Origin of the sequence: Rhizobium sp. SG570 (assembly GCF_012275345.1) — a bacterium.
Lineage (GTDB): Bacteria > Pseudomonadota > Alphaproteobacteria > Rhizobiales > Rhizobiaceae > Rhizobium > Rhizobium lusitanum.
This window is the reverse complement of record NZ_JAAZQI010000021.1, coordinates 16,883-38,105: the sequence shown is the minus strand read 5'-3', so window position 1 is coordinate 38,105 and position 21,223 is coordinate 16,883. Positions and strand designations below refer to the sequence as shown.

At 60.0% G+C, this 21,223-nt stretch carries 21 protein-coding genes and 1 pseudogene; 10 read left to right on the top strand and 12 right to left on the bottom strand.

Annotated elements, in window-relative coordinates; all coding sequences use genetic code 11:
- Window positions 1–114: 114 nt before the first annotated feature.
- The 6 genes and pseudogenes from FHT28_RS29965 to FHT28_RS29940 all read right to left on the bottom strand — a co-directional run bounded on the left by FHT28_RS29965 (window position 115) and on the right by FHT28_RS29940 (window position 7,537).
- Entirely contained in the window at window positions 115–2,946 is a 2,832-nt protein-coding gene (locus FHT28_RS29965; RefSeq protein WP_145646271.1) for a winged helix-turn-helix domain-containing protein, read from the bottom strand.
- Between the two features lie 356 nt (window positions 2,947–3,302).
- Window positions 3,303–3,485: pseudogene (locus tag FHT28_RS29960) on the bottom strand (helix-turn-helix transcriptional regulator); the annotation flags it as partial.
- An 80-nt stretch (window positions 3,486–3,565) separates the two neighbouring features.
- The gene (locus FHT28_RS29955; protein WP_145646270.1) at window positions 3,566–4,819 is read right to left on the bottom strand and encodes an MFS transporter; all 1,254 of its coding nucleotides are present in this window, start codon (window positions 4,817–4,819) and stop codon (window positions 3,566–3,568) included.
- 165 nt (window positions 4,820–4,984) lie between these two features.
- Entirely contained in the window at window positions 4,985–5,869 is an 885-nt protein-coding gene (locus FHT28_RS29950; protein WP_348645038.1) for a dihydrodipicolinate synthase family protein, read from the bottom strand.
- Window positions 5,866–6,348, bottom strand: a complete 483-nt coding sequence (locus FHT28_RS29945; RefSeq protein WP_145646269.1) for a hypothetical protein — start codon at window positions 6,346–6,348, stop codon at window positions 5,866–5,868. The genes FHT28_RS29950 and FHT28_RS29945 overlap by 4 nt, the downstream gene beginning before the upstream one ends.
- Before the next feature lie 25 nt (window positions 6,349–6,373).
- Complete coding sequence (locus FHT28_RS29940; protein ID WP_145646268.1) at window positions 6,374–7,537, bottom strand: zinc-binding dehydrogenase; 1,164 nt, start codon at window positions 7,535–7,537, stop codon at window positions 6,374–6,376.
- A 186-nt stretch (window positions 7,538–7,723) separates the two neighbouring features.
- Here FHT28_RS29940 and FHT28_RS29935 point away from each other — a divergent pair, with 186 nt between their 5' ends.
- Window positions 7,724–8,371, top strand: a complete 648-nt coding sequence (locus FHT28_RS29935) for an FCD domain-containing protein (protein WP_245430336.1) — start codon at window positions 7,724–7,726, stop codon at window positions 8,369–8,371.
- A gap of 438 nt (window positions 8,372–8,809) precedes the next feature.
- On the opposite strand, the gene FHT28_RS29930 is transcribed toward FHT28_RS29935, so the two are convergent.
- Window positions 8,810–9,016 carry a hypothetical protein gene (locus tag FHT28_RS29930; protein ID WP_145646267.1) on the bottom strand — a complete coding sequence of 69 codons (207 nt, stop codon included), beginning with the start codon at window positions 9,014–9,016 and terminating at the stop codon, window positions 8,810–8,812.
- A gap of 149 nt (window positions 9,017–9,165) precedes the next feature.
- Here FHT28_RS29930 and FHT28_RS29925 point away from each other — a divergent pair, with 149 nt between their 5' ends.
- The 5 genes from FHT28_RS29925 to FHT28_RS29905 are packed head-to-tail and all read left to right on the top strand — an operon-like array spanning window position 9,166 to window position 14,497.
- Entirely contained in the window at window positions 9,166–9,954 is a 789-nt protein-coding gene (locus FHT28_RS29925; RefSeq protein ID WP_210255910.1) for an alpha/beta hydrolase, read from the top strand.
- Window positions 9,951–10,841 (top strand): alpha/beta hydrolase, encoded by an 891-nt coding sequence (locus FHT28_RS29920; RefSeq protein WP_112342151.1) that lies wholly within the window; start codon window positions 9,951–9,953, stop codon window positions 10,839–10,841. The genes FHT28_RS29925 and FHT28_RS29920 overlap by 4 nt, the downstream gene beginning before the upstream one ends.
- On the top strand, window positions 10,838–12,421 hold the full coding sequence (locus FHT28_RS29915; RefSeq protein WP_168598183.1) for an FAD-dependent oxidoreductase: 1,584 nt from the start codon (window positions 10,838–10,840) through the stop codon (window positions 12,419–12,421). The genes FHT28_RS29920 and FHT28_RS29915 overlap by 4 nt, the downstream gene beginning before the upstream one ends.
- Before the next feature lie 35 nt (window positions 12,422–12,456).
- Window positions 12,457–13,806, top strand: a complete 1,350-nt coding sequence (locus FHT28_RS29910) for an amidohydrolase family protein (protein ID WP_246704980.1) — start codon at window positions 12,457–12,459, stop codon at window positions 13,804–13,806.
- 37 nt (window positions 13,807–13,843) lie between these two features.
- Window positions 13,844–14,497 carry a TetR/AcrR family transcriptional regulator gene (locus FHT28_RS29905; protein WP_210249874.1) on the top strand — a complete coding sequence of 218 codons (654 nt, stop codon included), beginning with the start codon at window positions 13,844–13,846 and terminating at the stop codon, window positions 14,495–14,497.
- Between the two features lie 64 nt (window positions 14,498–14,561).
- Here the strand turns inward: FHT28_RS29905 and FHT28_RS36920 are convergent, their stop codons facing one another.
- The 3 genes from FHT28_RS36920 to FHT28_RS35925 form a co-directional block, all read right to left on the bottom strand.
- Window positions 14,562–14,975, bottom strand: coding sequence for a hypothetical protein (locus FHT28_RS36920; RefSeq protein ID WP_210249873.1), 414 nt, complete (start codon window positions 14,973–14,975; stop codon window positions 14,562–14,564).
- Between the two features lie 70 nt (window positions 14,976–15,045).
- Entirely contained in the window at window positions 15,046–15,231 is a 186-nt protein-coding gene (locus FHT28_RS35930; RefSeq protein WP_210249872.1) for a kelch repeat-containing protein, read from the bottom strand.
- Between the two features lie 43 nt (window positions 15,232–15,274).
- Window positions 15,275–15,577, bottom strand: a complete 303-nt coding sequence (locus tag FHT28_RS35925) for a hypothetical protein (RefSeq protein ID WP_210249871.1) — start codon at window positions 15,575–15,577, stop codon at window positions 15,275–15,277.
- A 566-nt stretch (window positions 15,578–16,143) separates the two neighbouring features.
- On the opposite strand from FHT28_RS35925, the gene ltrA reads away from it, so the two are divergent.
- Entirely contained in the window at window positions 16,144–17,622 is a 1,479-nt protein-coding gene (gene ltrA / locus FHT28_RS29895) for a group II intron reverse transcriptase/maturase (RefSeq protein ID WP_168598182.1), read from the top strand.
- 533 nt (window positions 17,623–18,155) lie between these two features.
- Window positions 18,156–18,581, top strand: a complete 426-nt coding sequence (locus tag FHT28_RS29890) for a phage prohead protein (RefSeq protein ID WP_145646263.1) — start codon at window positions 18,156–18,158, stop codon at window positions 18,579–18,581.
- Between the two features lie 197 nt (window positions 18,582–18,778).
- On the opposite strand, the gene ligD is transcribed toward FHT28_RS29890, so the two are convergent.
- Window positions 18,779–19,822 (bottom strand): non-homologous end-joining DNA ligase, encoded by a 1,044-nt coding sequence (gene ligD / locus FHT28_RS29885; protein WP_145646262.1) that lies wholly within the window; start codon window positions 19,820–19,822, stop codon window positions 18,779–18,781.
- A 53-nt stretch (window positions 19,823–19,875) separates the two neighbouring features.
- On the bottom strand, window positions 19,876–20,106 hold the full coding sequence (locus FHT28_RS29880) for a hypothetical protein (protein ID WP_145646261.1): 231 nt from the start codon (window positions 20,104–20,106) through the stop codon (window positions 19,876–19,878).
- Window positions 20,107–20,364: 258 nt separating this feature from the next.
- Between FHT28_RS29880 and FHT28_RS29875 the strand changes: the two genes are divergently transcribed.
- Window positions 20,365–20,583, top strand: coding sequence for a hypothetical protein (locus FHT28_RS29875; protein WP_145646260.1), 219 nt, complete (start codon window positions 20,365–20,367; stop codon window positions 20,581–20,583).
- On the top strand, window positions 20,576–21,163 hold the full coding sequence (locus FHT28_RS29870) for a hypothetical protein (RefSeq protein WP_145646259.1): 588 nt from the start codon (window positions 20,576–20,578) through the stop codon (window positions 21,161–21,163). The genes FHT28_RS29875 and FHT28_RS29870 overlap by 8 nt, the downstream gene beginning before the upstream one ends.
- Window positions 21,164–21,223: the final 60 nt, after the last annotated feature.

The following is a 21,223-nucleotide window of genomic DNA, read 5'->3' as shown; positions in this document are numbered from 1 at the left end:
TCGCCACGCGGCCAGGAAGTGGCGACTTCGCGAGAACTGCAGCGCGCCATCCAGGTCGTTATAGTTCGGGACTAAGGGCTCGCGCCGTTACAGGCTCGGAGCTATGGTCAAAGATCATCCCAACGTGCTTGCTTGGGCGAGCAAACGAGCGGCATCAACGTGCCTGCCCCTCGAGGAAGCAGAAAAGCTCTGGAGCAGTTCAATCAGCGCTCGTTGGGCATTCCGGGAAGTCTCGGCAGAGGTTTCGCGCGACACAAGGTCGACGGCAATCTTGAGGGCCCACGACAACGCATTTTGCGCGCGGGCATCTGCAAGCACATTCCAAAGATCAAAACCGACCGCAGAAAGCGGCGGATCCAGTTGCAATGCTACCCGATGGAACTCGACATCTGCCCAACTTGGCTCCGCGTCACACCCTCCCATAAGAGCCTCCGATATCGGATGGAGCGCATAGTGATCCCACCCTTTTCTGCGGGCCGCGAGGAGAATGTCGCTGAAGAGGTTCGAGTATTTCGGATGAAACCCGGCGCTCGTGACTGCGTCCACGACAGCAGCGATGTCGCTGGCGGCGACCAACCGGCCGCTCTCTATAGCCGCCCAAAGGTCGAAAAGGCTGGCGTAAGTGTCCCAAAATCCCAGTCCGTGCTGACGGGCGACCTGCTTCAATATCGATGTCGCGCGGCAAACGGCGCCGGTATCACCCTCAAACGCTTCGACGGTACATTCGCCCTCAGCCAACGCGCAGCACAATGTATTCGCATGATCTAACTGTGTCGCCTCTGAAACAGCTGCTTGCGCGAGACGTTTGGCGTCATCGACATCTCCCAAAACCCATAACGTCCGCGCAAGGAACGATTTTGCCGCAACGCTTTGGTCCAGCCCAAACCTGAACGCCTGTGGCGGTCGGTTGACCTGAAACCATCGAAGGCTGCGCTCCAGGAAATCACGCGCGCGATCATGGCTACCCGAAAAGTGGTGTGACACTCCCGCAATGCGCTGTGCAACGGCCGCGGCCTCGAAATCATCGACTTCGGTTGCGCGCCGCAGCATCTCCTGTGAATGTTCCAGCGATGCTTTAAACCGACCGGCTCTCAGGTTGAATAGCCAAAGTCCATACTGCGCTTGCAGTTCGATCTCGGCCGCTTCATGCGACTGGGCAAGCCGAAGCGCCTTTTCCCAAGCTTTCTCCGTCTCAGGGACTGGGCCAACGGCCCAACTCAGGGCAGTTCCCAATGCGGCCTGCAGCGCCATTTCCTCCCCCGGAGACAATTTTTCGCCGAACCGTTCCAAAGCCTCGGAAATACGTCGGCGACATTCGTCATGAAGCGATAGCTGAACCCAGTAGGGTGTTGCACATGCCAAAATGCTGGTGCCAGCTTGCACCTCGCTGTTGGAAAACGACCAGTCCAGTGCGCCGCGGATATCGTCGATGGCGCCAGCATGCGTCAAATGCCATTCATCTGTCGAAAGCGTCTTCCAATCCTCGTTCGCACGGCGAGCAGCGGTCAGGATGTAGGTCGCATATCGCTTCATGATCGCCGCAAGTTCCGCATCATCCGCGAGCTTCTCCAATGCGTAGAACCGGATTGACTCGAGAAAGCGATAACGTGGCCGGTTCCGACTCAGATCAAGTATCAATAAGGATTTGCTTACCAATCTACCCAGTATGTCGACTGCATACCATTGATCCTTTGCTTCCGGCGCCACCACCGCATGGACAGCGTCAACGTCGAATGCGGACGAGAATACCGAGATGCGCCGGAGCATCAGTTGCTCTTCGGCATCGAGTAAGTGATAACTCCAGTCCACCGTTGCTCTGAGCGTTCGATGCTTGGCAAGGGCTGTCTTGCGTCCCGCCGTCAACAGATTGAAGCGGTCGTTCAAGACGGCGAGAACTCCACTAAGACCAAGCGTGGCGACACGGGCCGCAGCGAGCTCGAGAGCCAGCGGCAGGCCGTCTAAGCGGTGACAAATCGCGTTTGCCATTTCCACATCGACTTCAAAATTCTGCACGTTTGCGGAGGCACGTTCGACCAGGAGCTCAAAAGCTGGGTACTGCAATGCCGATCTTAGATCTTTTACGTTGGTGGGCGGTATCGCGAGTGGACCGAGCCGATAGACTTGCTCGCCGTCAATGCCCAACGGTTCCTGGCTTGTCGCCAAAACTTTGATGGTTTGCGAATTTTGCAGCAGCAGCTCGATTGCTGCAGCGATCTGGTCGGACAAATGCTCGCAATTGTCAACGACAAGGATGCTGTGTCTTGTCGCGGAACCGCCAAAAGCCTGCCGAATATACCTCGCGTCCAGAGAGGGAACTTGCAATGCATTGGCGAGTGTCGGCTCAACCAAGTCACCTTCCGCGACCTTGGCCATTTCCGCGAAACGCACGTCATGCACCTGCTGCTCGGCCAAGCGCTGGGCAAATTCCAAAACCGATCTGGTCTTTCCCACTCCGCCAGTGCCCACGATTGTTAAAAGACGACCCTTGTCGAACAGGCTGCGGATCTCGGAGAGTTCGGAGTCTCTCCCAAGCAGCCGTGTCAGCGCGGTCGGTAGCAGCGGCATCCCAATCCTGTCGGTGACCGCGTCTGAGACAGGCTGCCTGCTTTCTTTTTTCACGAGGCGATAACCGAGGCCCAGTTCAGTCCTGATCATGTCGCGATCGGCTCCGAACGCGCGCCGGATCGCCGACATCTGCGCTTGCAGGTTATTTTCTTCTACAGCGACGCCCGACCAGACGACGTCCAGCAAATGTTCCTTCGTGACGACGTTGCCGTCCGCTTTTACCAGGAGCCATAAGACATCGATTGCCCGAGGCCCGATTTCGAGCTTGACGCCGTCACGGACAAGAATTCGCAGTCGAGGAAAAATCCGGTAGCGTCCAAAACTAATGCCCTCATCGTCTCGGTTGATTTCCAGCGGGCTTGAGGGGGTCTGTGGTGCCATAAATTGGCGCTCCTTCGCCGGCTGTCATTAGATAGCTTCCATCGCGTCTCCTCGCAATGCGCATTTGACATATTGGTCGAACGATCACGACGGAAGCCTGGTAGAGCGGCTGCGCCTCAAAGGCATCCAATGCCGCGAGATTGCCGAACTCACCGCAGACAACGCGAACCATCCCGACGTCCTGAAGCCGGGGATGCTGTCAAACTTGCCTGTCTGAACATCACCGCCCTTTCTCTCAGCAAGGCATTGTTGTGGCGCACCCCAAAGTCCGGTCGGGCGATCGGATCGATAGCCTGTCCTGCGTTGGAGAAGAAGCCGCCACACGTTGGCGGCCGATCTTCCCGGCTTCATCAACAGCCATCTCTTCGGGTTTCAGCAAGGGCAGGGAGATGAGAGAGCTCACCCCTGCTGAGGCGAAGTGCCTGGCCCAATACCGAAATCGTCGAGGCAGAAGGTGATGCCGCCCGCCCTTGCTCAAGCTTTACATACCATTCGACGCTGATTCCGGCCAGTTGCGCCGCCTCGTCACGACGAAGTCCTGGCCCTCGTGCGCCGCAGGCTGTAGAGCCCAACGTCGTCAGACGCAGCTTGGGCCGCCCCCACTGGAGACACTCACGCATTAAGGGCCGCGCATCCGTTTCGGGTTAATGAAGCAAACCAGCACCGCCGCGCCGGCCGCGGTCATCGTGACCGTTATGCCGCCGGCCGTCTGCCACCCGACAAGCGGGACCAGAGCGCCGAATGCCGGACCAGAGAGAAATCCCGCAAAATAGAACACGGGCAGGATGATCGACGTTGCCGCACTGATATGGTGGGATTGCACACTTTTCTGCATAACCGCCAGAAACCGTGGATACAGAAAGCCGCTAAGCAGCACGCCGAATATGAACGATGTCGCCATCTGTCCGTACAGCGATATTACATGAAAGAACATGACGTAGCTGTTAAGGGACATCAACGCGAGACCCACTATAAGGCCCCACCTCTTAACCTTGTCGCCGAGCCACCCTCCAAAAAACGCAGTGAGAGCGCCGATCCCAAACATGCTGAAAGCTAACCCGGCGTCGGCGACGCTATAGGCAAGCGCCGATTTAAGATAAAGCGAATACAAAGCCATATATGCCAGGAATGAAAATCCTGTCAGAAAGAACGCGACGGTACATACCGCCGAATTCAGATTGATAAGCGTAGTCGGGCAGCGCAGGTCCCCCGCTTCGTCATCCCGCCGGATTTCCTGATCGATCGCCGCGGCAAACCAGCTCGGAACGAAAAGATATACGGAAATGGCCGATACCATGCCCGCGATTCCGAAAAGGTAGAACGGGGACCTCCAGGAGCCGAGCAGTTGAAACATTTGGCTCGCAATCAGCGGCGCGAGAAAAGTCCCAAGGCCGAAGAAGGCATTGTTGATCCCGAAAAACGTTCCGCGACGCTTGCCGAAGTAAGCTCCGATCATGGAAAAGATCGCTGTGATGTGCAGCGCCTCGCCCGCGCCCGTCATCGCTCTGTAGAACGCCAGCTCAGTGTAGCTGCTCGCGAGCGGTATGGCGAACGTGAATGCCGAATACGCAAGCAGGCCGCCGACCAACACATGCTTTCGGCCGAAGCGCCCGATGAACCAGCCGCTCAGCGCCCCAAACAAAGCTATGTTGAGGGTGAATATGTTTGACAGAAAGCCCCCCTGCGCTGGGGTGATACCCAGCTCCGAGCTTATGGGGCTCAGAAGGGCCGGAAACGCAGATCGGTCGAGCCCGTTGAACGAGTAGGACAGACCCAGAATCAGGACGATGATCGCAACCGTATACGCTCTTTCACCATGCGACGACGGCATCCGTCGCGCCGGCAGATCAGCTTTTCCAAGCACTTCTGTCATATCTTCCTCCCTCGATTAGTTTGCTCTTGTCTCTGACGCGGGCTGCCTTTCGGCAGGCTCAGACCTCCTGGCCGGCAATGCCGGACCTAAACCTCCCCGAGCTTCGCCAAGGCGACGTCTCCTTCGTCAACCCCGAGCGAATACAGCTTTATTCCGGTCCTCGTTTTATAAACTATCGAATCGCGCAACCAAGCTTCTGACATCGCTCGGGTTGGTCGCGTGCAACGGCGGCATGACCGCAGCCAATGCGGATAAGCCACGCGCGTGAGCCATCAGCGCCTTGACAGCGGGCACGAGCGGCAGCCCGTCGAAAAGCTTTCGAATAGAAACGGCGGTGCCAAGCGCTGTCTGGTCTCCCTCCTTGAGGGCTTGCGCGCACAGCCTCGAGGTCAGATTGGCGGTCGCGGAAATGCATCCGGCCCACAGGCCGGATCGGGCCTCCATCAGTGTGGCTTCATTCGACGGGAACACATCGAAGTTTCGAAACCGTTCGGCGAGACCTCGAGCGTAGTCGAGGTCGCCCGACGAATCCTTCAATCCAGCAATTCGACCAGGGTACTTATCCATAAGAGTAGCGATCCACTCCGCCTCGTATTTGACGCCCGAGAGCGCGGGAAAGTTATAGAGATAAATTCTGATCGGATTGTCCCGCGTTGCTTCGACTATACGACTGAAGAAGGCGACGATCCCTGCCTGGTCGATCCCCTTGTAGTAAAACGGCGGCAGGATAAGCGCGCCTGCAAAGCCCAGTTCAGCTGCCTGCCGTGTAAGTGCGACAGCGTCATCGACCGCCGCGGCGCCGGTTCCGACCATGAGGCGATGACGGGGAAGCCGAGAGGCCGCGGCTTGCATCAGGCGCGCGCGCTGTGCAGCCGAGAATGACGTCGCTTCCCCCGTTGTGCCGAGTATGTTCAGACCGTCGCAGCCTTCATTCAGCAAATGACCCGCGAGATCGAGAAAGGCTTCGCTATCCGGCTCCAGATCCTGCGTAATCGGCGTGGGTATAGCGGCGATGATGCCCTTGAGCGAACTGATTGAATGTGACGTCACGCGATGACCCCTGTGGTGCGAGAAAGCGGCCCGACTGAAGCCGATTGTGCGAGCCGAACGTCATCTGGGACCGGCAGAGGCGGATTCGCCCCGCCTTTGAACTCTACGGTCGTGAAGAGAAGGTCGCTTGTTCCGATATTTTCGACGCTATGAACGAAGTGTTCATCTTTGCCGAAGGTGAAATGCTTGGTTTCACCTTTATAATGCTCCACATCCACGACGCGGCCATCATCGTAGTAGCCGCGGGCACGGCCGGCGACGTGCGCGGTCCAGAAGTAATCGAGTTGATGTCGGTGGAACGCGCAGCGCTTGCCCGCAGGGATATGCAGATGCCAGACGCGCACACGATCCGTTTCTGATACCAGCACACTGCCGACGCAGGCGTTCAAAATATTGTCGTCAAATTCACGCTGCAGGTCTTGCGGCCAATGCGAGCGCGGGTTTGAGTCGACGGACTGGGGTTTCGTGGCTGTGCCCATAAGTGTTCTCCTCTTCGTGCGGTTTTTACTCGGCCGCTAGCCGACTTTCGGATTCGGAATGAATTTGAACGACCACCTTGATCGCGTCGTCGACGCGCTCGCGCGCATGTCGCAAGGCTTCCGGGAGTTCAGAAAAGCCGAAAGTATGCGTATGGATTGTCGTGGCGTCGAACCGCTTTGCCGCCATCAGTGCCATGGCGCGATGCGTGGCGGATCGCCCCTCTCCCCGTATCCCATAGACGTAGACGTTGTTCTTTACGAGATAGCCGAGATCGACGGCGATCGGTTCATGCGGGAATGCAGCGAAGCAGATTTTTCCGCCGCGATTGACCATGCGGACCGCCATATCGACAGACTCTTGACTGCCGGCGCAATCGAGCACGTAGTCTACCCCACCATCGGCGGTGAGATCTCTCACCCGCGCAACTGCATCTTCGTGCCTGGCGTTGACGGTCACGTTCGCGCCGAGCCGCCGGCCTTTTTCCAAGCGGTTGTCTCGCGTTCCGACTAGGATCACAGGTTCGGCGCCGAGGGCCTTCGCGACAGCCGCGCCTAGCAAACCGATCGGTCCGGGCCCGATGACGACGACGCTCTCGCCAGCCACGAGGCCGCCGAGCTCGGTGAGCGCGTACATTGACGTCCCAGCCGTGACCACCAGCGTCGCCTCAGCGTCCGTCATGCCGTCAGGAACGCGCACCAGCGTATTGACATTGTTCACCGCGTATTCTGCGAACCCGCCATCCGTTGTGAAACCGTTCGCTCGATGGCCCTTGTTTACGTCGCCGAAGTTGTTCCCGTAATTGAGACACGAGGTGTACATGCCCTGGCGGCATCGTTTGCATTGGCCGCAGCCCGCGTGAATCTCCACGGAGACGCGTTCGCCGACTTTGAACTCATCGACACCAGGGCCGAGCGCGGCCACTGTTCCCATGTATTCATGACCAGGCGTGAAGTTCTTGTTGAACGGCTCTCCGCCCCCGATCCTGGCCGGAGTGCCGTATTGAATAATTTCGAGATCGGTTGCGCAGATCGCGACGGCATCGACCCGCACCAGCACTTCGGCCTTTCCCGGCGCTGGCACGGCTTTCGTGGTCTGGCGAAGCTCGCCCGGGCCGCCTAGCACCCAGGCCCGCATCACCTCTGGAATGTCGTCGCTGACGGGGCCGGTGGGCTTTTCGAGGTCTTGCATCCGAGGCGCTCCCTTGCTGTCCGCTTCAACCAATCCGGCACATTTATGATTATTGGTTGTACTTGGTCAACCATACATAATCTTACTGATGTGTGTCAACCAATATTCGCGCAACCCTACATATTGGTTGACCAATCAGGCGCCATGTCATATGCCCCCCTGCATGCAAAAGGATGATGCATCGACGTGACAGACCAACTGAGACAATGGCTCGAAACAGCCCAAATCCGGCCGGACGGCCGCCTGCCGCCCGAACGGGAGCTTGCCGTGACCCTTGGCCTTTCGCGAGCCGAATTGCGCAAGGGTCTCGCCTTGCTGGAAGCCGAAGGACTGCTATGGCGCCGTGTCGGCAAGGGCACGTTCGTGTCAGCGCCGGCCGAGCGTCGTCGCCCGGATGCCTCGGCAATGGCGGAGCGCGTCAGCCCGCCGGAAGCTATGCAGGTCAGGCGCGTTCTTGAGCCCGAGATCGCCGCGCTTGCGGCACGGACGGCCACCGGCCTACAGATCGCACGCATGAAGGCTCTATGCGCGGAGATGCGAAAGGCCCCGGCTTGGCCCGACTATCAGCGGCTGGACTGCGAGTTTCATGCCTCAATCGCCGCGGCGGCGGGCAACAATCTTCTCGCTGAGATCTTCGATATCGTCAACGAGGTACGTCGAAGGGTGGTTTGGGGCGGTCTGGACAAGCGCAGCTACGGCCCCCCGGCCGACTATCATTCCTTTGACGAGCATGAAGCGATTGTTGCCGCGATAGAAAGCAGGGACCGGGCCGGAGCGGCCGAGGCGATGCGAAATCACCTTGTCGCGACCGAGCTCGATCTCATGGGGAAATGAACTTACGAAGCCGCCGGGACGTGTTGATGAAGTGGTGACGTTCTCAGAGCTTGAGTGGGTAGGTAGCGTCTTAGGCGATGAGACCGCCGCCGTTAACTGTTACAGTAATGCCGGCGCCGGCGGCATTGGTGGCGACGACCAGGATCGATGCGCCCACACCTTCTTCTCAACTGTCTGAATCGCAGCCAGCGTCGCGCTCTAGCTCAACCAATGGGTCCCGAGCCTAGTCGACGGCGCTGTGCGAAACTCGTTCAGCTGCGGTCCTACGCAGAACCTCGCGAAGCCAAAGGGCTGCGCGTACGCGCGTCAGCGCGCACTTCCAGGTCTGGGTGAGGCTACTTGATTGGTCCGGCCATGCTTCGGATTGTAGATTCGTGCATCGGCCCAGCGCTTCGAATCTCCGGCAGGTCCGGTGAGGATCGGCAGGCCTTTCAGCTTTCACTGACGCATACTCTGATCTCGGTTTCGGATATCAAGCACGTCGGGACCGGCGACGATGCGGGGGCCGAACACCAGTCGCCCGCACGGGCCGGCACCGCAGAATTCGATCGTCACCTCCACGCCGATCATGGGCGCCATGGTCCGATCGGGCCTCGCGTCCGCGGTGACGGCGATCCTAAGGAGGCGACAATCGAGAGTTTTCATTATGTCCACTCCTACAAATCGGCCACCGGCTCACTCGACTGCTGCCCCGTCGGTTGACATCACACAATTTCGGATACATTGTTACCGATATGATCGATTGGAGCAAAGCCTCGGCAGACTCATGTTTCGTCCAGCTCGGCGGAGTCCGGGTGCATTTCAAACGCGCGGGTTCCGGACCGGCGATTCTGCTGCTCCATGGTAGCGGTTCATCTATGGAGGGTTTCGAGCGTGTAGCCGCTCTGCTATCGCGCTCGTACACGGTGGTCCGACCCGACTTTCCCGGGTTCGGCCTGACAGGCCCGCGGTCGGATCGCGATTACCGGATCGAGACCTATGTCGCGACGATGGCTGCATTCATGGCAGCGCTCAATATCGAAAGGTACAGCGTTGCCGGCAATTCGCTGGGCGGCAACATCGCGTGGAACCTTGCCCTGAGGCACCCAGAACGGCTTGACGCTCTTGTCCTGATCAACGCCACCGGCTATCCCGAGAAATCCCTGCCCGCCGGATTGCGCCTGGCGCGCAATCCACTGCTGCGGCCCTTGCTGCGACACTGGCTGCCACGCAAGGCGACCCTGGCCAATCTACGATCCATTGTCGGCCAAAGATCGACGATCGTCGATGACGCGATGGTCGATCGCGTACACGGCCTGATGTCGCTGCCTGGCAACCGCTCGGCCTTCGTGGATCTCGCCAATACCAATCAGGCGGATCGCAGCGCGGAGATCCCGCGCATCGTGGCGCCTACTCTGGTGCTGCGCAGCGCCGGCATCGACGGCCAATATTTCGCGCGCGATATTTCGGCGGCGCAGGAGCGGATCCACCCGGTGGCCGGACACCTTCTTCCCGAGGAGGACCCGGTCTGGGTCGCGAACGCCATCGCAGATTTCCTGAACGCGCTTCGTGACAGCTTGCGACCGACCAGGACGACCCTATGAAATATTTCGTGGCAAGGGGCGAGGATCGACAGCTCGATGCAACGGCACGCGCAGGCCTTCGCGGCAACTTCATCGAATTGCCCGATGGCGTCACCCACTACGAACTCTCCGGGCCACTGAGCGGGGACGTCGTGATCCTGGCCGGCGGCCTCACCATCCCGCTGTTCTATTGGGACCACTTCGTCCCCGAGTTGCACGCCGCCGGCTTTCGGACACTAGCCTACAGCGGCTACGCGCGCGGCTATTCCGAGCGGCTGCGCAAACCCTATGACGACGCCTTGTTCGTGCGTCAGATCACCGAACTCGTTCGCGCCCTCGCCCTTGGCGGCCGTCACCACATCATCGGCTCATCCATGGGCGCATTGGTGGCGATGGGCTACCTCGTCGAACACCCAGCTTCGGTCGCCACGTTGACGGTGGCAGGCCCCGCCGGGCTCGGCAACATGCCTGCCGCGTTGCGCCTGCTGCAATCCGCCGAACCACTCGCGCGCTTCGTCGCACGCCGGTTCGGGCGCCAGTGGCTCGACAATCATCAAGCGCACAATCTCGGCGATCGCACGCACGCGGCGGATCTCTCGGCCATGATCAATGATGCCTATCGCTATGAGGGTTCGCTTCATGCGCTCTTCGACACGCTGTTGCATTTCGGCCTGTTTGGCCGGGCTGAACTCTACCGGCGTGTCGGCGATCTCGCCTTGCCAAAATTGTTGATCTGGGGGCGCGACGATCAGGTCACGCCGATCGACAAGCTCGACGCCGCCCGTGCCTTGCTGCGACCGGAACGCTGCCATGTCCTCGCATGCGGGCACATGACGCCGTTTGAGCGCCCAAGCGAGGTTGCCGAGCTTTTCACTTCCTTCGTCAACGCCCACAGGGGGCCTTCATGAGCACCAAAATCATCGACGTACTCATCGTCGGCGCGGGGCCCACCGGCACGACGCTGGCGATCGACCTCGCCCGCCGCGGGCTCGACATCCGCATCATCGACAAGGCAATCACGAGCTTTCCGGGTTCGCGCGCCAAGGGCCTGCAGCCCCGGACGCTGGAAGTGCTGCAGGACTTGGGCGCGATTGACGAGGTCATGGCGGGCGGTAGTGATTATCCCTTGCTCGGGTTTCATCTGGGACCGCTGACGATCCCATGGCGGATGATCGCCAGAAAGCCGCGCCAGCCAGACATCCCGTTTCCGAGCACCTGGTTGATACCGCAGTTCCGGACCGACGCCGCGCTGCACGCGCGCCTGGCGGCCTTCGGCCACAGTGTCGAATTCGGCAGCGAACTCACCGGCCTTGCCCAGGACGCGCGGAGCGCGACCGCGCGCGTCTCGGCCCTCGGCGAAACGCGCGAGATCGCCGCCCGCTATATCGTCGGCGCTGATGGCGGCGGCAGCGCCGTGCGCCAGAATCTGGGTTTAGGGTTCGAGGGATCGACGCACGAAGACGACCGGATGATCATCGTCGACGCGGTGACGAGCGGACTGCCGCGCAACCGCTGGCATATCTGGCCAGGCCGGGCGGGACGGTTCATCGGTGCCTGTCCGCTCCCGCATGGCGAACTTTTCCAGTGGATGATCCGGCTGCCACCCGATGAAAAGCCGGAACTCGACCTTGCGGCGATCAACCGGCGCGTTCAGGCGCGGATTGGCACGCCGCGCGTCGTGCTGCATGACATCCAGTGGAAATCGGTGTTCCGGCCCAACATTCGCCTCGCCGAGCATTATCGCCGCGGCCGCGTATTCCTTGCCGGAGATGCTGCCCATGTGCACCCGCCGGCCGGCGCTCAAGGGCTCAATACCGGGATTCAGGATGCCTACAATCTCGGCTGGAAGCTCGGCCAAGTGCTGGCTGGTGCCGACGAAGGACTGCTCGACAGCTACGAGCAGGAGCGCCGGCCGATCGCGGCGGCAGCGCTGTCGCTATCGACCAAGAAATACGAGGGTATCGCCAAACTCGATCCGTCGAGCGTGCGGCGCGGCAAGGATGAGCGCCAGCTCGCGCTGAGTTATCGCGATGGTCCCCTCGCGCAGGATCCCGCGGCGAGGACCGCGCGCCTCCAGGCGGGCGATCGTGCGCCGGATGCCGAACTGGTCACGCCAGATGGACGCCCCTCCCGTCTGCACGAAGCCTTTGTTGGTCCGCACTTCACGGCGATCGCCTATGGCGATAACGCCGCCATTGCGCTCGAAGACCTTGTTTGGCCCGTAGTGGGCGCGGGGTTGCAGCGCATCCTCGTCGAGGTCTCCCATCCCCGGTATGCGCAGGAGAGCTTCACCGATCCCGCCAGGACGTTCCGCCTGGCTTATGGCGTGGCCGAGGATACCGTGTTCCTCATCCGACCCGACGGCTATGTCAGCCAGATCGCTCCCCCAGCGGCGCGAACCAGGCTGCAAGCGGCAGTCGCCTTGCTGACACCTTCGAGCCGATCGTTCGCCTCCGATCCCACGGGCTATGCCGGGCGGGCGCCATGACTCGCATTTTGCTCCACGGCGGAACAGTCATCACCATGGCCATGGACCGGCCCGATGCCGAGCGGCTGGACATTCTAGTGGAGAATGGACGCATCGCGGCCATGGCCGAGAATCTGGAAGAGACGGACGCGGAGACCATCGATTTCTCCGGGCGTATCCTCATGCCCGGCCTGGTCAACGCGCATCTGCACAGTTGGCAGGCCGCCTTGCGGTGTATCGGCAGCGACTGGACCCTGCTCGAGTACCTCGCCAAGACGCATGGCGGCCTTGCCTCGCATTACCAGCCCGAAGACATGCATATCGCCGCTCTGGCGTGCGCGCTCAACCAGATCAACTGCGGAACCACGACGCTCGGTGACTGGTCGCATAATGCGCGAACCCCAGAGCATGCCGATGCAACCCTCCAGGGCCTCGCCGAATCCGGCATTCGCGCCGTCTTTTTTCACGGAATGTCGCACAGGCTTCGCGAGCAGGCGCATCCCGCGGCAGAGATCGATCGCCTGCTGGCAGGCCCTATCGCGCGTCACGATCTGCTGGACCTCGGCATGGCCATTCCGGGACCGCAACTGTCGAGCGCAAAGATCGCGATCGCCGATTTCCTGACCGCGCGGGATCGCGACCTACTCGTCTCCATGCACCAAAGCGGCGGTCGGCCGGGCCCGTCCTGGGAAGCGGTGCGGGATGCGGGCCTGATCGGGCCTCTAACCAACATTGTGCATGGCAATGACATTCCTGATGAATGGCTCAAGTCATTCGTCGATGCTGGCGCGACGTTCACGGTCACGCCCGAGAACGAACTCGGCCAGGGCCACGGCTTTCCCGTCACCGGGCGGCTAATGCGCCTTGGCGCAGCTCCCTCGCTTGGCACCGACATCGATACGGCCGTGTGCGGCGAGGTATTGATCGCGGCGCGGATAGCGATCGCTCAGCAGCGCGGCTACGATCACGAGCAGCAGCGGCGCTCGACCGGCCTGTTTTCTCCCACCCCAACAATCACCAGCAAGCAGGCATTGACGTGGTCGACGATCGAGGGCGCGCGCGCCCTCGGCCTCGCCGATCGCATCGGCCAGCTGGCGCCGGGCATGCTGGCAGATCTGATCGCCATCGACACCCGCGCTCTCAATCTTTGGCCTGCGCACGACCCGACCGCTGCCGCGCTGCAGGCGAGCATAGCGAATATCGAAGCGGTGATGATAGCGGGCCAATGGCGCAAGCGTGATCACGCGCTGGTCGACGTTGATCTCGGAACGGTACTGGACAGACTGTCCGAGTCCGGACAACGCCTGCTTGGCAAGATCGAGGCGAGCGGAATCCTGGGACGGATACGCGAACAGGTAATCTTGCGCGTTGTGCACAGGATGCTCAAGAAGCATAGTCGCATCTAGTGCCGACTCTTTCTTGATATCCGGAGTAAGGATCAAATTGCCTTCAGGCCGCCCCGCCATTCCGCTCGATCGCATATTGAGCGCAGCGCTAAGGATCGCAGACGAGGAGGGTACGCAAGCCCTCACGATGCGGCGCCTCGCCAGTGAACTCAATTCCAGTACAGCCATGCTCTACCGGCACTTTGAGAGCCGGGCGGATCTGGTCCTGCAGATCGTTGACTACGTGTTCAAGGAAGCGGAGCTTTCTAATTCGCCCTTGCCGCAAACGGACTGGCGGCAGGCATGCCGCTCGCTGGCGCGACGTATGTTCGCTGTTTTAGGCCAGCACCGCGGAGTGGCTCAGCTTCTGCTCGAGGCGACACCAAACGGACCCCATGCGATGGCTCTGCGTGAACGCGCCCTCGCCATGATGCTGGACAACGGGTTTGCGCCCCCGCTCGCAGCGCGCACCTATGCGACCCTCGCACGCTTTGTCCTCGGATTCGCAATCCAGATCGGTGAGCAGAGCGCCGCTGCCGGCGAGGACGCAGCACAATCCGCCGCCTTCCATCAGTTGGACCGGACCGCCTTCCCGGCCACTTTGGCCTTAGCGAATGAACTGCCGGTGCCACTCGAGGAGGAGTTCGCGTTCGGGCTGGACCTGATGATCGCCGGCCTAGACTTGCTGCGAGCGGACGGGCGCGAACGGTAGCCGGTGGAAATGAAGACCATCGGCGTCGCAAATCAGGTTCGAACGGTGCGCCGCATCTCCGAGCTCAGCCCAGGGTAAACGCCTCGTGGATCGACGACTGCATGCCGCCTCCGACCGCCGGCTCGCCACCGGCGACACGTATCCAGTCTCCCAGCGCAACGGCGCCGAGGCCATGCCGTGGCGTCATCATCGGCGCGTGGCTCTGCCACGTATCGCTCGTCGGATCGTAGCTCTCGAGCTGACCGAAGACTTTGTCATGCGGCTGCCAGTTCCGGTCGAAGTCACGCTGCTCGCCGCCCATCGCAAAGAAACGTCCACGATAGATGACGAGGCCGTGTCCGGATCGCCCGGTCGGGATCGGGGCGGCCGACGCCCAACTGTCCCTGTCTGGATAGTACACGTCGTGACGATCGGTGTTGTATTCGAAGGTGTTGAAGCGACCGCCGATCACATGGATCCGCCCGTCATGAGCGACCACGCCGGCGTGATCACGGGCGGCGGGAAGCGACTTGCGCGTCTCCCAACGGTCGGTGGCCTGATCATAGACCTCATGCCAGCCGATGCTCGCGCGACAGGCGGGCGATCGAGCGCCAGCTATCGGCCTTGAGATCGTAAACGAAGGCGTTGTCGTCGGGCGTCCGGTTCTGCTCCAGAAATCCACCCAACGCATAGAGACGGTCACCGTCGGCGACGACGGCGATGTGATTGGCGCCGCGCGGCAAAGGCGCAAGCATGCTCCACCGGTCCTCTTGCGGGTCGCAGACATGATGGTAGGCGCTAGCCGCCCACCACATGCATGCGCCCGTTGAGCGCCGTCGCCCAGGCCATTTCGGATCTGGGCAGCGGCAGCGCGGCCCGCGCCTCCCATCTTCCCTGAGGCCCCTTCGGCGCCGGGCTCTCCAATTGCCGCTGTCCGATCTGATGCGGCGCCAATTCCTCGACGGTGGTTCCGCGGAGCGTGGAGAACGGCGCCTTGTGGAAGTGGCCCTGCTGCGCTAGCGCGCGGCCGGCCAGCGCGCCCGTCACGATCGAGGCGGTAAATGCCTGGATGATTGTCCGTCGGGATAGGTTGGTCGTCATCTACATGTCCTGTTTTGATTTGGCGGACGCATTGCGAGCGCCATTCCGCACGGCCTCAAGCAGGCGCCAGTATGTCAGCGCGGGAAGCGCACGGGCCGCGACCCGTGCGTTTGAAGCGGCCCGGTTCGATGTTTACAGACACGCCTCCGGTCCCAGGCCTGCCGTTTAATGCTAGGCGAGTTGCCACGGCATTGGGGTCAGAACAAGGTGCGCCGGGAGACCGGCAAGGAGTAGATGGTGAAAGTCCATTGCAATGAAGGAGTAGCGACCCACATTGGCCCCGAGTCATGCGCGGTCGGTCGTGAGGCCGCCCGTGAAGCGTTGACAGGGGAGCGTGTAGGCCAGCCATTGAGCCACGAAATTGACGCTTCTCGGGTGCCGACGCTCATCTTGTGTGCGGAAGGCAACATGAACCGGCCCGACAGCGCGAGTGCCGGCTCAACCCGACGTGGTCTGAGACCCTGGCATGCACGGACGCTCCTTGCGCGGGAACCGGGAGGCCTCGGGATTGGCCAGAGTGGCGTGCCACGGCTGGTCCGCATCGGGAAGGCGAGGAGCCGAAGCCGATGATGAACGATCCTGAGGAGTCAGATCCTGCCATAGTAGCGAAGAACCCTACGAACAAAGCCGGCTTACCGGTGGCGGAGCAGGGGGAGCGAAGGGTAGGAACCGAGGGAAATGCGGATCAGCAAAGCACGCGCCGGGCACAGGACCGGGAAAGTGTGTCACATGCGCTGGACCGCATACGGCAGGCCGCAAGGCAAAGGAAGAAGGAGAAGTTCACCGCGCTCTTCCACCAGATCAATCCAGAGATGCTGAGGACGGCATTCTACGCACTCAAGCGTGACGCGGCCCCCGGCGTAGATGGGCAGACTCGGCGAACCTATGAAGCAGACCTCGATCAACGGATCGCGGACCTGCACGGTCGGGTTCAAGGGGGAACATATCGTGCCCTACCGTCACGGCGGACGTATATACCGAAGCCAGACGGACGGCAGCGGCCGCTCGCGATTGCCGCTCTTGAAGACAAGATCGTCCAGAGGGCGACGGCGGCGGTGCTGAACCAAATCTACGAGGAGGACTTCCTCGGGTTCAGCTATGGGTTTCGACCGGAGCGCGGCCAGCATGATGCGCTGGACGCCCTGTTTGTCGGGATCGAAACGCGGAAGGTGAGCTACATTCTAGACGCCGACATTGCGAGCTTTTTCGACGGGGTCAGCCAGGATTGGCTCATCCGTTTCGTGGAGCATCGCATCGGCGACAAGCGCATCCTCCGCCTGATCCGCAAATGGCTCAGGGCGGGTATCCTGGAAGAGGGGATCGTCACGGTTAGTGAAAGGGGAACCGGGCAGGGTTCAGTGATTTCGCCGCTGCTTGCCAATATTTACCTGCACTACGTATTCGATCTTTGGGCCGATCGTTGGCGACGACGCGAGGCCACCGGCGACATGATCATCGTGCGTTACGCGGACGATATCGTGGTTGGCTTCCAATACGAAGCCGATGCCCGGCGATTCTGGGACATGATGCGGGAACGGCTGCAGGAGTTTGCGTTGCAACTCCATCCGGACAAGACCCGACTGATCGAGTTTGGCCGCTATGCGGCCCAAGCCCGCCGCAGGAAGGGACTTGGCAAGCCGGAAACGTTCAACTTCCTTGTTTTCACCCACATTTGCGGGAGGACCCGGCAGGGCCGGTTCCAAATCCTTCGGAAAAGCCGGAGGGACCGCAGGGTGGCGAAACTGAAGGAAATCAAGAACGAGTTGCGACGGCGCATGCATTGGCCCATTCCCGAGCAGGGACGATGGCTAAAGCAGGTGCTTACCGGCTATTATGCGTATCACGCCGTACCGACCAACTTCCGGTCGCTCGGTGCCTTTCGCGACCACATCATCCGTCTCTGGGCCCAGACGCTTCGGCGTCGGAGTCAGAGGCATCGCTTGATCTGGGAACGAATGATACGGCTGGCCAATGACTGGCTCCCGAGACCGCGCATTCTTCACCCTTGGCCGCGAGTACGCTTTGCCGTCAAGCACCCGAGGTAGGAGCCGGATGCGGGAATTCCGCTCGTCCGGATCTGTGCGGGGGGTGCTCAGTAATGGGCATCCCTACCGCGATATTAGTGCGAAATCATACGTTTAGCCGAGAAAGTGATGCTTGAGATCGGTTTTCGTTCTAAAAATGGGTTCCTAAACAGTATTCCACCCTAAAACTTCCTATTCAGCACAGACGGCGACTGCTGAAAATATGGACAAATTCGCTTGGCGTACGATTTCGCACTAATCTTGTTCTGACCCCTACGAGAAACGTGAAATCAATCATGGATTGTATATATCATAATCGATCAACTGATCAGCGATGAGGAAGCATTTGCCAAAAGTGCTGCTCGTTTTCCTCGTAAACTTTGAAACTCGGTCGCCATTATCGAGTACCATTAGCTCAATGCCCGCTGGAGGGGATACCTTTAATGCTCTTGAATAGAACCAAAGATCCTGTCCCCGATTCCATGAATTTTTGTAATCATTTAGAGACCGAGAGATAAGCGCCCCCCCCCCTGAAACTCCTGAGAAACAAACGAGTGTTCGTCATCAGGGAACTTCTTAATCGAAACGACTTAATTGAATGGGCGATCACCGAAGGCTTCCGGGAGATCATACCGGCGACCGCGTTACATGTCACGATCGGAAAATTCCACGACCCGAACGTCGGGCGGCAGTTGGTTCCCGCCGCGAGCGATTTGACGGTCCGCGCGAGCCAACGAAGAGCTGTCCTGAACTTTGGAGGCATCGTCGTACTGGCCTTTAGTTCCGCCAAGCTTGTACGCCGTCATGCTGAGTTTCGCCGGGCGGGGATGACGTGGTTTTATCGAGACTACACACCCCACGTTTCATTTGCGCTCGACGGTCTGGATCTACGGGACATCCAGCCTTTTGACGGCCGCCTCCGTTTTGGACCGGAGATTTTCAAACCTGATCCGATCCTGGATTCATTGCCAACCTGTTGAAATGTTGTCTCCGGACCACACCCGGCGCCGTTTCGGGTTGCGCGCTCAACAGGAGCTTTTGCCCTCTGCGAGTATGAGGACTGATTTCGCGCCGGCCAAGGAGGGGATCGACGCGTTCACCGACCCGCGGTCAACCACGCGATGTCCGAAACGCGATCGCCTCGAAACCGGCCGCGCTCAGAGGATAGTTCTAAGCCTCATTGCGTTAGATGGTAGACTTCGGCGTTGTCCTGCCGCTCCCGGAGACCTTTATAGGAAGCATGCCGTAGCTTGCCGTCGTCGGTCCAGGCACGATATTCGATTTCGGCGATGAGCGTTGGCTGAACCCAAACGACGCCGCGCTGTTTCAAGGCAATCGGCGCCCGCGAGGTCTTGAGCTTATCCAGATCCCTGCGAAGCCTAGCCGCATCGCGCACGTTGAAGCCCGTTCCGACGTTGCCGACGTAAATGAGATCGTGACCTCGATAAGCGGCGAGAAACAAATTGCCGATGCCACCGCGCGCGACGGCGGACGGTTCATAGCCGACGATGAAAAAGCTGTCGCTCCGGACGCATTTCACCTTGATCCAATCGCCGGTGCGGCCGGAGCGATAAGGCTGCTCCCGGTTCTTCGCGATGATACCCTCGAGCCCGTGGGCGCATGCGGCAGTCAGCAGCTCGTCGCCGTCGGCTTCGACTTCCTCCGATAGCTTTATGATGCCTGCATGATCGGCAAGAAGGCCATCCAGGATCTGCCAACGTTCAGTGAGATCCAGCTTCGTAAGGTCGTGTCCATCGAAATACAGGAGATCGAAAGCATAGAAGATCGCCTCATTTGCCTGGCGGTGCCCTCCTCTTCCGCCAAGGGCACGCTGGAGAGCGCCAAAGTTCGATTTCCCCTTCTCGTCCAGAACGACAGCCTCGCCGTCGAGGATCATCGTCGTGCCGAATTCGGCTGCTTCCTTGGCGATCGTCGGAAAGCGATGGGTCCAATCGTGCCCTCCACGTGTGAGTATCCGGACACGGCCCGGTTCAACATGGACGGCGAGGCGATAGCCGTCCCATTTTATCTCATAGAGCCATTGCGATCCTTTGGGGACTTCGGATTTCAAAAGCGCTAGCGCCGGCTCGATCCGCTCCGGCATTGGATCGAGCGGCAACCGCGGCTGGTCCGGGTCGGGGGCTTTGCGCGGCTGGCTTCGCAGCGGTATTTCCGAAGAGGAGAGAAGTGGTTTTGATGACTTACGCGGGGACTTCGTCATGAAAAACACTGCAACAGAGAAAGCTTAAGGAGTCGAGTCTTTCCTCCCGGCAATCAATCCGGATTGCCTACTCCTCGCGCTACTGCCGCCAGTTCAACCAATTGCTTATCTTGATGCACGCCTTGTCGGTAGAGCTCTATGATGATGGCTGCCGCACGTTGCGCTTCCTCTGTATCCTTGCCAACCTTTAGCCTTGCCAAAATTCCGTCCAAGGCCCGTTGGCAGATTTCGAGATCATTCGAGGTCAATGGCTCATCATGCCTGCTGACAAACCGCTCGGTCATCGTCGTTTTCCTCCTTTCGCGTATCGACAATCTCGGACGCGAATAAAATAATTTCGGTCATATTTCGATTCAAGACTTTCGACCTCGGGCCGCCCGGCGGTTAGATTTCGATCAAACAGGAGGTGCTCTTGACTCTCTCTAAAATGAGAACATAATAAGAACAAATTGCCGGAGCGAAAACCGGCCGCGCAATTTCCATATCGATAAATCAGCAGTTTGACCCCCTATGATTTTAGGGGGCGGGAGACGTATTGCCTCATGACAGCCGCAGCCGCTCAAACAGATGAATCGCAATTCGATCAGGTCGCTTCCGTGCTCGAGCTCTTCGAAGGCAATGCTCATGCGGCAATCGGCGCTCTGCTCGCCGAGCTGCAGTTCGTTCGAGGACAGCTGGCACTTAGTGAAGCCGGAATGAGCGTCGGCTTTACGCGCGGGTGGGTTCCGAGTTTCGACAGCGGAGGAGGTAGCAATGTTTGAATATTCGAGAGATCCGCGGCCCAGAGATGGTGCCCTCACCATAAGCCAGGACGAAGCGCAGGCGCTCTATGATTTCGTCGGCTACTTGGGCCGGCACGCCTTCGATACGTTCAGAGACGACCGACCCGGCTTCCGTGGCAAGTCGCCAGACATGCTGCACCATCTCGGCAGGATGCGTGACCTGCTGGAAAACGTCATGGACTATCCGACGCTGGACGAGGAACTTTGCTGGGATGAGCCGAAGCCGCTCGCGACGGACGAGGTTCATGGCTTGCTACTGACGGAGGTCGGAAATCGGTCGGGCATCCGGTTTTTGAAGATTTCGGTTTACTGGAACGACGAACACCGAAGTTTTGGTACGCTCGGCCTTGCGGTCGATGACGAGACCGGCGAAACCTGCGGTCTGTTCCAAGTCGAGGATGTCGCCGGCCAACAGGTCAATTGCGGTCCCGGCTGGGTCCAGTCCGGTGCCGATCTCGACGAGACAATTCGCATGTTCATCAGAGCCTTTCCGATGCAGCAGCTGGATGTGCGCAACGAAGATTGCATCAACGAAATGCTCGCGGCGAAAGTCGCGTGATCCGGCAGCGATGCTGCATCGGCCAAGGTGCATGTCCGGTCGGCCTGCGGTAAACGATGT

What these genes read in the sequence shown, in the direction of transcription:
- FHT28_RS29965 (WP_145646271.1), bottom strand. Translation starts at nt 2,946, where the DNA reads ATGGCACCACAGACCCCCTCAAGCCCGCTGGAAATCAACCGAGACGAT.
- FHT28_RS29955 (WP_145646270.1), bottom strand. Translation starts at nt 4,819, where the DNA reads ATGACAGAAGTGCTTGGAAAAGCTGATCTGCCGGCGCGACGGATGCCG.
- FHT28_RS29945 (WP_145646269.1), bottom strand. Translation starts at nt 6,348, where the DNA reads ATGGGCACAGCCACGAAACCCCAGTCCGTCGACTCAAACCCGCGCTCG.
- FHT28_RS29940 (WP_145646268.1), bottom strand. Translation starts at nt 7,537, where the DNA reads ATGCAAGACCTCGAAAAGCCCACCGGCCCCGTCAGCGACGACATTCCA.
- FHT28_RS29930 (WP_145646267.1), bottom strand. Translation starts at nt 9,016, where the DNA reads ATGAAAACTCTCGATTGTCGCCTCCTTAGGATCGCCGTCACCGCGGAC.
- FHT28_RS29920 (WP_112342151.1), top strand. Translation starts at nt 9,951, where the DNA reads ATGAAATATTTCGTGGCAAGGGGCGAGGATCGACAGCTCGATGCAACG.
- FHT28_RS29915 (WP_168598183.1), top strand. Translation starts at nt 10,838, where the DNA reads ATGAGCACCAAAATCATCGACGTACTCATCGTCGGCGCGGGGCCCACC.
- FHT28_RS29910 (WP_246704980.1), top strand. Translation starts at nt 12,457, where the DNA reads ATGGCCATGGACCGGCCCGATGCCGAGCGGCTGGACATTCTAGTGGAG.
- FHT28_RS35930 (WP_210249872.1), bottom strand. Translation starts at nt 15,231, where the DNA reads ATGCTTGCGCCTTTGCCGCGCGGCGCCAATCACATCGCCGTCGTCGCC.
- FHT28_RS35925 (WP_210249871.1), bottom strand. Translation starts at nt 15,577, where the DNA reads ATGACGACCAACCTATCCCGACGGACAATCATCCAGGCATTTACCGCC.
- ltrA (WP_168598182.1), top strand. Translation starts at nt 16,144, where the DNA reads ATGATGAACGATCCTGAGGAGTCAGATCCTGCCATAGTAGCGAAGAAC.
- ligD (WP_145646262.1), bottom strand. Translation starts at nt 19,822, where the DNA reads ATGACGAAGTCCCCGCGTAAGTCATCAAAACCACTTCTCTCCTCTTCG.
- FHT28_RS29880 (WP_145646261.1), bottom strand. Translation starts at nt 20,106, where the DNA reads ATGACCGAGCGGTTTGTCAGCAGGCATGATGAGCCATTGACCTCGAAT.
- FHT28_RS29875 (WP_145646260.1), top strand. Translation starts at nt 20,365, where the DNA reads ATGACAGCCGCAGCCGCTCAAACAGATGAATCGCAATTCGATCAGGTC.
- FHT28_RS29870 (WP_145646259.1), top strand. Translation starts at nt 20,576, where the DNA reads ATGTTTGAATATTCGAGAGATCCGCGGCCCAGAGATGGTGCCCTCACC.